The sequence below is a fragment of the Actinokineospora terrae genome (genome assembly GCF_900111175.1).
GTDB lineage: Bacteria > Actinomycetota > Actinomycetes > Mycobacteriales > Pseudonocardiaceae > Actinokineospora > Actinokineospora terrae.
On the sequence record NZ_FOGI01000009.1, the window covers coordinates 64,371 to 78,486 of the forward strand.

11 protein-coding genes are annotated in these 14,116 nt (G+C 69.8%); 8 read left to right on the plus strand and 3 right to left on the minus strand.

The features are described 5' to 3' along the window. Positions 1–66: 66 nt before the first annotated feature. On the minus strand, positions 67–1,374 hold the full coding sequence (locus BMY07_RS21160; RefSeq protein ID WP_092781376.1) for a UDP-glucose dehydrogenase family protein: 1,308 nt from the start codon (positions 1,372–1,374) through the stop codon (positions 67–69). A gap of 29 nt (positions 1,375–1,403) precedes the next feature. Further along, positions 1,404–2,789 carry a glycosyltransferase family 4 protein gene (locus BMY07_RS21165; RefSeq protein ID WP_092781379.1) on the minus strand — a complete coding sequence of 462 codons (1,386 nt, stop codon included), beginning with the start codon at positions 2,787–2,789 and terminating at the stop codon, positions 1,404–1,406. Positions 2,790–2,986: 197 nt separating this feature from the next. Here BMY07_RS21165 and BMY07_RS21170 point away from each other — a divergent pair, with 197 nt between their 5' ends. From BMY07_RS21170 to BMY07_RS21180, 3 genes are read left to right on the plus strand one after another with little or no spacing between them, the layout of a single operon-like run. Next, entirely contained in the window at positions 2,987–4,225 is a 1,239-nt protein-coding gene (locus tag BMY07_RS21170) for an MFS transporter (RefSeq protein WP_092781382.1), read from the plus strand. Next, entirely contained in the window at positions 4,222–5,187 is a 966-nt protein-coding gene (locus tag BMY07_RS21175; RefSeq protein WP_092781385.1) for a TolB family protein, read from the plus strand. Before BMY07_RS21170 ends, BMY07_RS21175 begins: the two co-directional genes overlap by 4 nt. Before the next feature lie 50 nt (positions 5,188–5,237). Further along, the gene (locus BMY07_RS21180; RefSeq protein WP_143073577.1) at positions 5,238–5,954 is read left to right on the plus strand and encodes a hypothetical protein; all 717 of its coding nucleotides are present in this window, start codon (positions 5,238–5,240) and stop codon (positions 5,952–5,954) included. Positions 5,955–6,076: 122 nt separating this feature from the next. Here BMY07_RS21180 and BMY07_RS21185 read toward each other — a convergent pair whose 3' ends face one another. Continuing rightward, positions 6,077–7,246 (minus strand): right-handed parallel beta-helix repeat-containing protein, encoded by a 1,170-nt coding sequence (locus tag BMY07_RS21185; RefSeq protein ID WP_143073578.1) that lies wholly within the window; start codon positions 7,244–7,246, stop codon positions 6,077–6,079. Between the two features lie 263 nt (positions 7,247–7,509). On the opposite strand from BMY07_RS21185, the gene BMY07_RS21195 reads away from it, so the two are divergent. The 5 genes from BMY07_RS21195 to BMY07_RS21215 all read left to right on the plus strand — a co-directional run bounded on the left by BMY07_RS21195 (position 7,510) and on the right by BMY07_RS21215 (position 14,114). Then, positions 7,510–9,141: a hypothetical protein gene (locus tag BMY07_RS21195; RefSeq protein ID WP_143073579.1), complete on the plus strand. Its 1,632-nt coding sequence runs from the start codon at positions 7,510–7,512 to the stop codon at positions 9,139–9,141. A 167-nt stretch (positions 9,142–9,308) separates the two neighbouring features. Further along, complete coding sequence (locus BMY07_RS21200; RefSeq protein WP_143073580.1) at positions 9,309–10,301, plus strand: YveK family protein; 993 nt, start codon at positions 9,309–9,311, stop codon at positions 10,299–10,301. A 2-nt stretch (positions 10,302–10,303) separates the two neighbouring features. Next, positions 10,304–11,746, plus strand: coding sequence for an O-antigen ligase family protein (locus BMY07_RS21205; RefSeq protein WP_245782549.1), 1,443 nt, complete (start codon positions 10,304–10,306; stop codon positions 11,744–11,746). Then, complete coding sequence (locus BMY07_RS21210) at positions 11,743–13,296, plus strand: oligosaccharide flippase family protein (protein ID WP_092781403.1); 1,554 nt, start codon at positions 11,743–11,745, stop codon at positions 13,294–13,296. The genes BMY07_RS21205 and BMY07_RS21210 overlap by 4 nt, the downstream gene beginning before the upstream one ends. Then, positions 13,293–14,114 (plus strand): glycosyltransferase family 2 protein, encoded by an 822-nt coding sequence (locus tag BMY07_RS21215; protein WP_092781406.1) that lies wholly within the window; start codon positions 13,293–13,295, stop codon positions 14,112–14,114. Before BMY07_RS21210 ends, BMY07_RS21215 begins: the two co-directional genes overlap by 4 nt. Positions 14,115–14,116 lie beyond the last annotated feature (2 nt).

Genomic DNA, 14,116 nt, shown 5'->3' on the forward strand with positions numbered 1-14,116 from the left:
AAAGGCCGGACCGCCGAGGGGGGAGGTCTCGGCGGTCCGGGAGAGGGAGAGCGGTGCTCAGCAGGCCTACGGCTTGCCCAGGCCGATCCACTCGAAGCCCGCCCGGCGAGCCACGGCCGGGTCCAGCAGGTTCCTGGTGTCCACGACGATCGGGTTGCGGACCGACTCGGCCAGGCGCTGCCAGTCCAGCGAGCGGAACTCGGGCCACTCGGTCAGCACGATGACGGCCTCCGCGTCCTTCGCCGCCTGGTACGGGTCGTCCGACACGGTGACCGAGGACAGGTCCGGGTTCTGGGTGTCCGGGCGCAGCGCCGGGTCGTAGCCGACCAGGTCGGCACCCGCCTGGCGGAGCAGCGCGGCCACGGCCAGGGCCGGGGAGTCGCGCAGGTCGTCGGTGCCCGCCTTGAACGTCAGGCCGAACAGGGCCAGCCTGCGGCGCGAGAGCGAGCCGTTGCGCTTGCCGGTGACCGCGAGCCTGACCTTCTCCACCATCCGCTGGCGCTGGCGGGTGTTGGTGTCGATGGTGGCCCTGATCAGCCGGAACTCGAAGTCGGCGGCGTCCGCGAGCTGCAGCATCGCCGAGGTGTCCTTGGGCAGGCACGACCCGCCCCAGCCCGGGCCGGGCTGGAGGAAGGCCTGGCCGATGCGCTTGTCGTAGCCCATGCCCTCGGTGACGTCGGTGATGTTCGCGCCGAGCCGGTCGCACAGCTCGGCCACCGCGTTGACGTAGGACAGCTTCATCGCCAGGAAGCAGTTGGCCGCGTACTTGACCAGCTCGGCGCTGGGGGCGTCGGTCAGCACCGTCGGCGCGCCGAGCTTGGCGTACAGGGCGGCCACGCGCTCGGCGGCGTCCTGCTTGCTGCCGCCGACCACGATGCGGTCCGGGTTGAGGAAGTCGAAGACCGCGCTGCCCTCGCGCAGGAACTCCGGGTTCGACACCACGGCCACGTCGGTGCGGTCGAGCAGCTCCTCGGTGCGGTCGGCGGTCCCGACCGGCACGGTGGACTTGTTGACCACCACGCAGTCCGCGGGCAGCAGCGCGCGGACCTCCTCGATCACCGACTCGACGATGCTCAGGTCCGCCACGCCGCCCACGCCCATCGGGGTGGGCACGCACAGGAACATGACCTCCGGCTCGTGCCGCACGGCCGAGGCCGCGCCGAGCACGAAGGTGAGCCGACCGGCGGCGATGCCCTCGGCGACCAGGTCGGCGAGGCCGGGCTCCAGGATGTCGACCTCACCGCGGGTCAGCCGGGCGACCTTGTCGGCGTCGACGTCGGCGCACACCACGTCGTGGCCGAGGGAGGCCAGGCAGGCCCCCGTGGTCAGCCCCACATACCCGGTGCCGATCACGGCGATCCGTCGTACGAACATCAGTACCTCTCCCCTGCGCTGGTGCGCAGTCAGCTCTGGCCGCGGACCGGCTCGGTCGCGATGATGCGAGTCGCGGCGAACTCGCGCAACGCCGCGTCGTCCCGCAGGTCGACGAGCTGGTTGCCCCACTGGTCGCGCAGCTCGTCGGTGGTGATCCCGGACCTGCGGTCCACGCTCGGCCAGCCGTCCGGGAAGGGTCCCGCCGACGGGAAGCCGAGAAGTTCGTCATACACCCCGACGTAGGCCTGCGCCTGCGGGCGCCAGTCCAGCACCTGCTCGGCCCGGCGGCGACCCGCGCTGCCCAGCTCGGCCCGGCGCTCGGGGTCGTCGGCCAGTTCGAGCACCGCGTCGGCGAGGCCGTCGCTGTCGCCCGGCTCGACGTAGACCGCGCAGTCGCCGCCGGAGACGACCGTCTCGGTCAGGCGGTAGGCGACGACCGGTAGGGCGTACGCCATGTACTCCATGGTCTTGTTCATCGTGGACACGTCGTTGAGCGGGCTGCGCGGGTCCGGCGAGAGGCCGACCGACGCCGCGGACAGGTAGCCGGCGATCTTCTCCGGCCCGACCCGGCCGGTGAACTCGACGTAGTCGTCGAGGCCGAGGTCGGTGCTCTGCTGCTTGAGCTCGTCGAGGCAGTCGCCGAAGCCGAGCAGCACGAAGCGGAAGTCGCGGCGGCCGTGGTGGTGCACGATCCGGTCGGCGGCGAGCAGCACGCCGTCGACGCCGTCCTGCGGGCCCATGATGCCCAGGTAGGCGACCAGGTGCTTGCCGCCGCGGCGGAGGTCCTGGTCGGCGTACACGGGCCGCATGACGGACGTGTCGGGGCCGGAGCGCACGACGGTGGTGTGCTCGCGCTTCACCCCGCCGCGGTTGACCGCGATGTCCTGGTAGGACGTGTTGGTGGAGATAACCCGGTCGGCCGTGCGGAAAGTCCGGCGCTCCAACCACTTGAGGACGGCGAGCTGGACCTTGCCCGCGAGCTTGGTCGGCTCGCCGAAGCGCGACCGGAACACCTCGGGGTTGAGGTCGTGGTGGTCGAAGACGAACTTCACCCCATCGAGCTTCCACGGCAGCGCGAGCGCCCAGTACGTGTCCGGCGGGTTGCACGCCTGCATCACGTGGAAGCGGGCGCGGCGGCGGACCTTGAGGCTCAGCGCCGCGGTGCGCAGCCAGCAGTAGACGAACTCCCATGCGTACCCGGCGACGCCGTCGGCCTGCTTGGGCGGGGCGTACTTGTAGAGGTGGACGCCATCGAGCACGGCGTACGCCGGGTCACCCGGCCCCTTCGGGCAGATGACCGACACCTCGTAGCCCGCGGCTCTGAGCGCCTTGCACTCCAACCACACCCGCCGGTCTAGCGGGACGGGCAGGTTCTGCACGATGATCAGGACGTGCGGGGCCCTCTGACGGCTCACGGGGACCTCTTCCTGGGATGGACCACTACAGCTGAGTTCGCTCGATCGGGTATATCGGTTACCGGCGGTGCGAGTTGACCGCGCGACTACCCACCAAAGATTCGGTCCAGTTCGGCACCTTGTTACACACCGTGGTCGTTTTCCGATACGCGGGTCGAGGCGCCGCGGCGAAGCGGTCTAGCTGCGGAGGTGTTCGGGTGTACGTTGCGTCGACCAGGCAGACCAAGGTGTCGCCGTCGGACGGTGGAGTCAGGCCGAGCCGGGTGCCGACCACGGTGGTGCTGCTGGGCACGGTGAGCCTGCTCACAGACATCTCCTCGGAGATGGTGACGGCGTTCCTGCCGATCTACGTGATCTTCAACTTGCAGATGAGCTACCTGCAGCTCGGCCTGCTCGACGGCATCTACACCGGCGCGACCGCGGTGCTGCGGCTGGTCGGCGGGCACGTCTCCGACCGGGTGCACCGGCACAAGGCGGTCGCGGTCGTCGGGTACGGCATGTCGGCGGTCACCAAGCTGGCGTTCCCGGCGATCGGCGCGTCCTCGGTCGGCCTCGGCGGCGTGCTGGCGGTCGACCGGGCGGGCAAGGGCCTGCGCACCGCCCCCCGCGACGCGCTGATCTCCCTGGTTACACCCAAGGAACGGCTCGGCGAGGCGTTCGGCGTGCACCGCACGATGGACACCGTCGGCGCGCTGCTCGGTCCACTCGCGACCTTCGCGCTGCTGAGCTGGGTGACCACCAGGCCGGACCCGATCTTCATGATCAGCTTCTGCTTCGCCGCGCTCGGTGTGATCGTGCTCATCTTCTTCGTCCGCCAGCCCAAGCTCGAGCGCGTCCCCGGCAAGGTGGTCACCCTGCGTGCCACCGCGGAACTGCTGCGCAACAAGGGCATGCGCCGGACCACCATCGCCGCCGGGCTGCTCGGCCTGGCGACGATCTCCGACGCGTTCGTGTTCGTGGTGCTCCAGCGGGTGTCCGGGGTGTCGCCGACCTGGCTGGCGCTGATGCCGGTCGGCACCGCGCTGACCTTCCTGCTGGCCGCGACCCCGCTGGGCAAGCTGGCCGACCGGGCCGGGCGCTGGCGGATGTTCTTCGCCGGGCACGTGCTGCTGCTCGCGGTGTACCTGCTGCTGCTCGGGCCGATCTCCGGGGTGCCGCTGGTGCTGGTCACGGTCGCGCTGCACGGGCTGTTCTACGCCGCCACCGACGGCGTGCTGATGGCGCACGGGGCGACCCTGGTGCCCGAGCACCTGCGGGCGAGCGGCCTGTCGATCGTGCAGACCGGCCAGGCCCTCGCGCGGTTCGCCTCGTCGGTGTGCTTCGGTCTGTTCCTCACGAGCTTCGCCTTCAGCACGGCGGTGCTCATCTCGATCAGCACGATGACGATCGCACTGGTCGGCGTGTTCCTGCTCATCCGCCCGGAGGTCTCGCGGTGAAGGACTGGTTCGTACGGAACCGGATCGTGGTCGGGGTAACCGCGATGGTCGTGGTGATCGCCCTCGGGGTGGTCTACGTGGTGGCGACGGTGCGCGACCAACAGGCAGCGGCGACGCAGCCCGGGGCCGCGGTGGCCAGCGGCCTGACCTTCGTCGACAACGGCGGGGGCCAGAACCTAGTGTCGACATTGGACGCTTCCGGCAAGAGGACGCCAGGGTCCCTGAAGTGTCTACGCGTGTACACGGCCGCTGGTACGACCGTCTGCCTGCGGATGGGCCTACCTGGCGCGTACGAGGCCGCGGTGTACGTCGACGGCAAGGAGGTCCGGACGGTGCCACTGCCTGGTACGCCTTCGCGCGCGCGGGTGTCGGCGTCCGGCAAGATCGTGTCGTGGACCGTGTTCGTGACCGGTGACTCCTACCTGGCGCCGGGCGGGTTCTCGACCCGTACTGGGGTGCTGGACCTGCGCTCTGGCGAACTGGTGGAGTCGCTGGAGGCCTTCTCGATGACGATCGAGGGCGTGCCGGACAAGCGCGTCAACGAGAACTACTGGGGCGTCACAGTGGCCTCGGACGACAACACGTTCTACGCGACCCTGGGGTCGAGCAACACCACCTGGCTGATCAAGGGCGATCTCAAGGCGCGGTCGATGGTGACCGTCCGCCAGTCCGCCGAATGCCCGTCGCTGTCCCCGGACCAGACCCGGGTCGCGTACAAGAAGCGCGGCGGACGGCTGGGGACTTGGCAGTTGTTCGTGCTCGACCTGGCGTCGGGCAAGGAGACGCAACTGCCCGGGTCCGATGGGGTGGACGACCAGGCTGCTTGGCTGAACCCGACCACTTTGGCTTACGCGAAGGTCCAGCAGGGCGGCGCTCCCACGATTTACGAATCGGCCGCGGATGGCTCGGGGCAACCACGGGAATTGGTCGCAGCCGCTTCTTCGCCGGGACCGGTGGCTTAGCAGTTTCGGCCGGCAAGGCCACACAAAGCGATGAATTGAGAGTCGAACCCGTGTCATCAGCGAAGACCCTGGACTTGCAAGGACTCCACGTGCAGGAGTCCTTCGCAGGCCTCGATGTGGACCACTTCGACGCGATGTCGGCACGGTTCGACCGGTGCGCTTTCGACAACACCAGAATCCGTCGCGCCTGCTTCGGGTCGGGGATCGAGGTCACCGAGTACGTGGACTGCTCGTTCGACGGCGCTCACATCAGCGCCCCGTCGCCTGGGGTGGCCCGCTTCGAGCGGTGCACGTTCCGCGGCAGTCGCTTGGTCAAGTGGCTCTGCGACTCGGTCGAGTTCATCGACTGCGTGTTCACCGGGCGGATCAGCGAGGTCAACTTCACCGCGGCCGTCCCGCCGATGGACGCACGCCTCATCGGTCGAACGACCAACCGCTTCGAGCGCAACGACTTCAGTGCCGCCACCCTGGCCCACGTCGCGTTCCGCGACGGCATCGACCTGCTCGACCAGCGGTTGCCCACGACTGGCAGCTACCTGGTGGAGGACGGCGATGTCGTCATCCCGAAGATGCTCGCGCTCGCCAGGGCCTGGCCGGAGTCTCGCGCCAAGGACGCGGTCGTGGCCCACCTGGAAACGAAGTCGCTCTACCGGGGCGTCAGACAGCGGCATGTCCTGTTCACGGCCGCGAGCTGGGAGGGGAAGGCCTTCGCCGGGCTGGACGGGTACGAAAGGCTGGTGGACCTCGCCCGCCTCGCGGGCGCGTGAAACGCAGTCCGGAGGTCGTCCCCGGCTGACACGTACGCCCACGGGACGTGGCAGAGGTAGGCACAGCAGAAAGCCGCCGTCACCCGGGGGAAAGTGACGGCGGCTTTCGGGGAGCCCTGGACTCAGCTGGGCTTGTTGATCTGCTTGTTCGACGAGCTGACGTTGTTCGACCAGGCGGCGATGGTGGCGCCCTTGTCGACGAAGGTCTCGCCCCAGCCGCCTGCTGTGGTGCCGAACTTGTTGTCCGTGATGACCGCGGCGCGGGCGGAGGCGCCTACTCGCATGATGTAGCCGCCGCCTGCGAGGTAGTTGCCGACGATCTGGAGGCCGGTGGTCTGGCCCGCGTCGCCCTCCATGATGAACACGGCGGCGTTCTGGTGGGTTCCGTCGTAGGCCTTGCCGTCCGCGCTGATGTCGATTCGGTTGAACCGGATCACCGTGTTCGGGCCGCCGTAGGACTGGATGCCGTCGTTGTGGGTGTTGTTCGGGTAGGTCCCGGCGCGGAGCAGGTCGTGGATGTAGTTCTGCTCGATGGTGCTGTTGCCGGGGCCGTTCTGGATGCCGTCGGGCGTGCCCGAGATGTCACAGCGCTGGACGGTGACCGTGGCGTCACCGTGGATGGCGCCGTTGCCCCACTGCGGGCCCGGCCACTGGTCGTCCTTGTACGTGATCGTCGTGTCGCTCACGTTGATGTGGCCGCTGTTGCCCAGCAGGGGCGCCCAGCTGTTGTGGTTGCCCTCGATGACCGAGTTCTTGATGGTCAGCGTGCCCTTGCCGTTGTACTCGATGCCGCCCTTGACGTAGACGTTCTCCAGGGTGACGTTGCCGCTGAAGCGCAGCGCGCCGGAGTTCCACGTGGTGCCGGGCGGGGCGGAGCCGGGGCCGTCGACGACCTTGAGCTTCGCCCGGTCACCCCGGAAGCCGACCTGGCCGGGCTGGGGCGCCGAGCCGTTGGGCGGTGGCGTGCCCGGCTGCGGGGCCGTCGGCTTGGGGGTGGATGGCTTGAGGGTCGACGAGGCGGTCGGTGAGCCGCTCGACACCGTCGTGGTGGACGGTGGAGCACTCGTGGTCGTCGGCGTCTCGGTCGACGTCGGCGCGGAGGTCGGCGCCGGGATGGTCGAACTCGTCGGGATGGTCGGTACGGGCGGAGCGGGCTTCCCGGCCACGGGCTTGCACCCGGATGCCAGGACCAGCGCCCCCAGGGCCAGTCCGGTCGTCAGGGCGATGTCACGCGCCCGTCTCAGACCGTGCCGCTTGCCTAACTCCGCAGACGTGTGATGTCGAGCGGACATGAGATCCTTCCGGTTGGCAACAAGTCGCCCCCGTTACAGGACAAGGGTTTCAGCTCGGGACAACGTGCCCCGGAGCCGCTGGAACTCTAGGCACATCCACCGCCAGATCACAATGGAGTCACGAAGCCGGGCGGCTCTTGATTACCAAGCGTGGGATCCGTCACTCATCCGAGCGAGGCGACGCTGCGTAACGATTCCGCCCGGCACGCGATGCCTGCACCGAGCACATCTGCTCACCCCCCACCAGGCAGCCGGGAGCTGGGATGCGCACGAGCGCCCGACCGACACCCGCCCCGGACCGGCCCGCGGCCGGGCCAGGGGCCAGCACGCGATCGCCCGTGTGGCTCACCGCCACGGCGGTGGCCTGCGTACTCGCCGTCATCCGGATCGCGGTGGTCGCGGTCACCCCGTACTCGACCGCGGTGGGCCTGTTCGACGACGACGCCTTCTACTACTTCGGCGTAGCCGGACATATCGCCGCGGGCGACGGTTCGACCTTCAACGGGCTCGACCCGACCAACGGATATCACCCTCTGTGGCTGTTGATCCTCGTACCGGTGTTTTCGATCACGAACGGTAAGGCCGCGTTGGTTGCTGTGACGCTGGTCTCATCGGTGCTGGCGATTGCCTCCGGACGGCAGATCGACCGAATCGGGGTGATCACCGGCCGTCCGGTCGTGGTCACGCTCTGCGCGGCCCCGCTCCTGGTGGTCGGCGCCGCGGGTCCCTCGTTCTGGTACTCGGGCATGGAGACGGGCCTGCTGCTGTTGGCCCTGCTCTGGCTCGCCGCGACCTACCTGCGCACCGACGGCTTCACCGCGGCCGACTTCGGCCCGGCCGCCGCCCGCAAGGTGGGCGTCCTGGTGGCCATCGCGGTCCTGGCCCGGCTCGACACCGTCTTCCCGATGGCCGTGCTGGCTGTCGTGGCCGTCGTCTCCTGGAACCGCGCGGGCAAGCCCTGGCTGCGGCTGGGCCTGTCGATGGCCGCCGTGCCCGCCGCCGCCCTGGTGGCCTACCTGGTGGTCAACCAGGCGCTGTTCCACACGCCGCTGCCGGTGTCCGGGCAGGCCAAGGCGATCGGCAGCAGCGGGTTCAACACCGACACGATCGGGCAGTTCCTCACCTCGCCGGTCCTCTTCGGCCAGTCGACCTACCTCGACGCGATCGGGCTGGCCGTCGTCATCGGCGCGCTGGTGGCCAGGGCGACCGGCGGGATCGGGCTCGCGGCCCGGTTCGGCGCCGTCGTCCTCGCAGGCGGTGTACTCACGGTCGGTTACTACGCGTTTACCTCCTCTTGGCAGCTGTGGCCCTGGTACTTCTCCTCCGCGCCACTCGCCGTCGCGCTCGCCGGACCGGCCGTTGTGGACAAATGGGCGAAGTGGGTGCCCGCGCGCAAGGTCGCCGCGCTCGCCCTGGTGCTCGTGGTCGTCGCCGCGGTCGGTGCCAACGCGGTCCGCTCCGGCAAGGGCGGTGTGGCCCGCTCGGCGTTCATCGAGGCCGGACCCGCCGTCGCCGCGCAGATCGACGCGCTCGCGCCTGCCGGGGAGCCCATCGCGATGGGCGACCGCGCGGGCAGCGTGGGCTACCACCTGCACCGACCGGTGGTCCACTTGGAAGGGCTGGTCAACTCGGCGGAGTACCTCGACGCCCTCAAGAACGGCACCGTGCACCACTTCCTCGCCACGCGGGGGGTCGCCCTCTACGCGCGTGGGGACAACGATCCGGGCACACCGGACGAGAACAACCCGGGTTGCGTTCGGTTCACCGAGCCGCAACAGGGTGGCGGGACGAAGGTAGACATAGTCGTCTGCGATAAAGACCTGTTGCTTACAACCCCGGTGGCAGACGGTACGTCCTACCGGGTGTGGAGGTACGAGGTGAACCTGAACCGGTAGATCGGTCGCTTAGACCGTTCAGCGGAGCAGGTGCGCGCGTAGCATCACCTGGAGTAACGACTTTCTTCGCATAGCGATGAACCTACAAGTAGGCGACCGGACCGGTAGCTCGTGTCACGTCGTGTGTTGGGGCGCAGATGATGGATTTCTTCAAGACACTGCTGCTGATGTTGAAGCGGTGGTACATCGCGCTCCCGGTGTTCGCCGTGACCGTCGGCGCCGCCGGGGGCGCCTACGTGGCGATCCCGCTGCATTACGAGTCGGTCGGCACGATGGTCCTCACCTCGCCCGCAGGCGGGGCGACGAGCGTCACCGACAAGGTGCCCGGGCAGACGAACCCGCTGTTGGCATTCGAGACCAGCCTGACCATCTCGGCCGCCATCGTGATCCAGAGCATCAACACCCCCGAGGTGGTCAAGTCGCTCGGCGGTGACTCCCCGGACCACAAGTTCGTGCTGACCGGTGGCGGCGACGGCGGCCCGTTCATCACGGTCAAGACCGAGAGCGCGTCCGAGCCGGGTGCCCGCGAACTCGCGGTGAAGGTCCTCGACCGGGTGAAGGCGGAGCTGGCCAAGCGGCAGCAGGCGCTCAACGCGCCGCCGAGCACGTTCATCGGCGTCGACGACGTCGTCCCGCCGACCAAGCCGGAGCCCCTGCGCGGCGGCAAGCTGCGCGGTGCCGCGGTGGCCCTGGTGCTCGGCCTGGCCGCGAGCCTCACCGTCGTCTACTTCCTGGAGACCCGCCGGGAGCGCAAGCGCCTGAAGGACAACCCGGACGAGGACGAGCTCGACGGCTACGACGACGAGCTGGACCCCGAGGACGACCGCGCCGAGCCCGCCCGACCGGCCCGCCGCGAGCCCGAGCCGCCGCGCCCGAACCTGCCGCCCGTGACGCGCACCCCGCAGACGTTGGGGTCGTCCGCGTCCGAGCGGACCCAGATGCTGCGCCCGGCCCAAGTGGAGCCCGGCACCAAGAGCACGCCCAACGGCCGCCCGGCCAACGGTGCCCCCGCGACCGGTTCCAAGAGTGGACAGTTGCCCGCGCCCGGTAGCGCTTCCAACCGCCGCCCGGGACAGGGCAACCGCTCGCCCGAGGAGTACCGCGAACCCCCGACCGTCCGCGTCAAGCCCGCGCAGGCACCGCAAGAACCGCGTGGCTGACCGTGTCGGCCGACCAGCTGCCTGACCAGACCGGGGGCAAGGCTCGGTTCGACGGCGCCACCATCGCCTGCGTCTACGCGCTGGCGATGACCGTCATCCCCGCCGCCCTGGTGATCAAGGGCCTGCCGATGTCGCTGACCCCCGGGGTGGCGATCGGCCTGCTGATGGGCGTGCTGTGGTTCCTCGCCCAGATGGTCAGCACGCTCGGCGTGGCCAAGGGCCGCAACGCGGCGCGCACGGCGCTGTTCCTGTTCGTCTGCTCGCAGCTGGCGACCTACGGCTACGCGACCTACGGCTACCTGCCCGGTGACGAGCTGGCGGCGGCGGACCGGACGCTGATCACGGTGATGGCGGTGGTCGCGGTCGGCATCGCGGTCACCGACGGCGTGCGCGGGCTGGCCAGGATCGACCGGGTGCTCAAGGCGATGATCGTCGGCGCCACCTTCATGGCGTTCGTCGGCATCCTGCAGTTCATGGCCGCGCTCGACCTCACCCAGTACCTGGTGCTGCCCGGTCTGCGGGCCAACGGCTCGATGTCCTACGTGCTGGAGCGGTCGAACTTCCGCCGCCCCGCTGGCACTTCCGGCCACCCGATCGAGTTCGGCGTGGTCTGCGCGATGACCGTGCCGCTGGCCCTGCACTACGCGCTGCGCGGGGTGGACCACGGCGGTCAGACGAAGCGGTGGTGGCTGTGCCTGGCGATCCTGGCGGTCGCCTCGATGCAGTCGCTGTCGCGGTCGGCGATCCTCGGCCTGGCCATCGCGGCGATCTTCATCATCCCGGCGATGGCGCCCAAGCGCCGGGTCAAGGCCCTGTGGGGGATGCTCGGCTTCCTCGTCGCGATGCGGTTGATGGTGCCCGGCCTGGTCGGCACCCTGCTGAGCCTGTTCACCAGCATCAGCGTCGACCCGAGCGCCGAGAGCCGCCGCCGCGCGGTCGAGCGGGCGGGCAAGGAGATCCCCGAGCACCTGTTCCTCGGCCGCGGTCTCGGCACGTACCTGCCGGAGAAGTACGGCTGGCTGGACAACCAGTACCTGGGCACCCTGGTGCAGAACGGCGCCATCGGGCTGGCCCTGCTGATCTTCCTGTACCTGGCGGGCATGTACTGCGCGTTCCGGGCGCGGCTGGCGAGCAAGGACCCGCGGATCAAGGACCTGGGCGTCACGCTCGCGGCGTGCATCGCGGTGCCGGGCATCTCCTCGGCGACCTTCGACCTGATCGGGTTCGCCGTCGCCACCGGCTACACCTTCCTGCTGATCGGCATCGCGGGAGCGCTGTGGCGGACGGTGCAGGAGCAGCCGGGTGGGATTCCGCCACTGTTGACGCCTCCGGCGCAACGCCCGAGGCGGTTGCGACGACGACAAGACCGGGGCGGGCCGACCACCCGGTCGAGACCTGATCGTCCCCGCACACGAACTGACAAGAGACCTGAGGTGTCCGCGTGACCGGTGACGCCCCCAAGGCGCCGCACCAGCCGTCCGGCAACGAGTCGGACCCGCCCGCGGCCAGAGCGGTGGCGACCGAGCTGGGACCGGCGGCGCCCCCGCTGTCGAGCGAGCCCGCTCTCGCCGAACCGACGGTCGGCAGCAAGGTCGGCCGCGGCATCATGTGGAGCCTGCTCAACACCGTGGTGCTGCGGCTGGGCATCTTCATGGCGGGCATCGTCATGGCCCGGCTGCTCACCACCGCCGACTACGGCGTGTTCGCGATCGCGGTGACCGCGCTGACCGTGCTGCAGGCGTTCAACGAGCTGGGCGTCAGCCTGGCCGTGGTGCGCTGGGAGCGCGACGTGCGCGAGTTCGCGCCGACCGCGATGACCATCGCCGTGCTCAACTCGCTGCTGATCTACGGGCTGCTGTTCGTGCTGGCGCCCTGGTACTGCGACCTGATGGGCAACCCCGAAGCGGTGCCCGTGGTCAACATCCTGTGCCTTGCGGTGGTGATCGACGGCATCGCGATCGTGCCTGCGACCATCCTCAACCGCGAGTTCTTGCAGCGCACCAGGTTCTTCTGCGACGCGGCCTCGTTCGTCGTGGTCACCACGCTGACCATCACCCTCGGCGCGTCCGGCGCGGGCCCGATGAGCTTCTCGATCGGGCAGGTGGCCGGGGCGCTGGTGTCGATGAGCTGCTACCTGTGGCTGTGCCCGGTGCGGGTCCGGCCGGGCTGGGACCCGGTGGTGGCCAAGGAGCTGATCAACTTCGGGTTGCCGCTCGCCGCGGCCAGCCTGCTGACGCTGTCGGTCACCCAGGTCGACAAGCTGGTGGTCGGCGGCATCATGGACGCCGCGGCGCTCGGCCTGTACCTGATGGTGTTCAACCAGTCGAGCCTGCCGCTGCAGATCTTCTCCGAGGCCGCGCGCCGGGTGTCGCTGGCCGGGTTCTCCCGGATGGCCGACGACAAGCGGCAGCTCGAGCAGGCGCTGGCCCGCGGCGTCGGGCTGATGATGGCGGCGGCGCTGCCGGTGTGCGCGCTGCTGGCCTGCTACGCGGCGCCGATGCTGGAGATCATCTACGGCGCCAAGTGGGTGCCCGGCTCGGTGGCGCTGCAGTTCCTGGCGATCCTCGGCCTGGCCAGGATCCTGCTGTTCATCGGCTACGACCTGATGGTCGCGCTGGACGGCAACCGGGTGCTGATCGGGTTGCAGGGCCTGTGGCTCGGCGCGGTCGTGCCCGCGCTGTTCGTCGGGACCTACCTCGACGGGATCCGCGGCGCGGCGATCGCCCAGGCGGCGGTCGCGGTGCTGATCGTGCTGCCCGCCTTCGCGTCCATGGTGGCGCGGCGCGGGATCCGGCTCGCGCCCTCGCTGCGGGCCTGTGTGCGGCCGCTGCTCGGCGGCGTGCTGCTGGTGGGCTCCGCGGTGCTGGTGCGCGGGGTGTTCACCAACGTGTACGCGCAGATGTTGATCGGCGGCCTCCTGGCCGCAGTCGTCTACCTCCCGGTGGTGTACCCGATGCGCAAGATGCTCCCCGGCCGCTCGGGGGTGGCCGCGTGACCGCCCCCCTCAAGGACCGCAACGGCGTCTCCGCCACGGTCCGCCGCGCCCTCCGCGACACCTTCGGGCTGTGGCCGATGCACGAGGCCAAGACAAAAGTCCACTTGGGACGCAAGGTGCCCGCGCTGCGCAAGTTCGAGGACGGCGAGGTGGCGCGGCTGCGGTCGGTCGTCGGCGACCGGCCGCAGGCGCTGGTGGCGACGGTGATGCCGACCTACAAGCGCCCGAAGCTGCTGCCGCTGGCCGTCGAGTCGGCGCTGGCGCAGACGATCGACGACCAGGTCGTCATCGTGGTCGACGACGGCGCGGGCCTGCCGACGCTGCCGTCCGACCCGCGGTTGGTGGCGGTGAGCCTGTCGCGGAACTCGGCGGTGCTCGGCCTGGTGCGCAACGTCGGCATCCGGCTGACCCGCTCGAAGTACCTGGCCTTCCTCGACGACGACAACACCTGGCGCGAGGACCACCTGGAGCAGACCCTCGCCGCGCTCAGCCGCGGCGCGGACCTGGTGTACTCCGCGGTCGAGCGGCGCAGGGCGGACGGGTCGGTGCTCGACGTGCTGTCCGAGGAGTTCGACCGGCGCACCATGGTCGACGACTCGCCGTACGTCGACTCGAACTCCATCGTGCTGCGGCGCGGCGACGACGTGCTGTTCAGCCGGATCCCGCGGGTGAAGAAGACGCTGCCCAAGGAGGACTGGGAGTTCGTGCACCGGATGGCGCGCACGCGGGTCGTGCAGCACGTGCCGGAGCCGACGGTGCGGTACCTGGTCAACGAGGACAGCTACTACACGGCCTGGACGCCGGAAACCCCCGCCTGAGC

Coding starts and splice junctions, on each gene's coding strand:
- BMY07_RS21160 (WP_092781376.1), bottom strand. CDS start 1,374: ATGTTCGTACGACGGATCGCCGTGATCGGCACCGGGTATGTGGGGCTG.
- BMY07_RS21200 (WP_143073580.1), top strand. CDS start 9,309: ATGTTGAAGCGGTGGTACATCGCGCTCCCGGTGTTCGCCGTGACCGTC.
- BMY07_RS21185 (WP_143073578.1), bottom strand. CDS start 7,246: ATGTCCGCTCGACATCACACGTCTGCGGAGTTAGGCAAGCGGCACGGT.
- BMY07_RS21195 (WP_143073579.1), top strand. CDS start 7,510: ATGCGCACGAGCGCCCGACCGACACCCGCCCCGGACCGGCCCGCGGCC.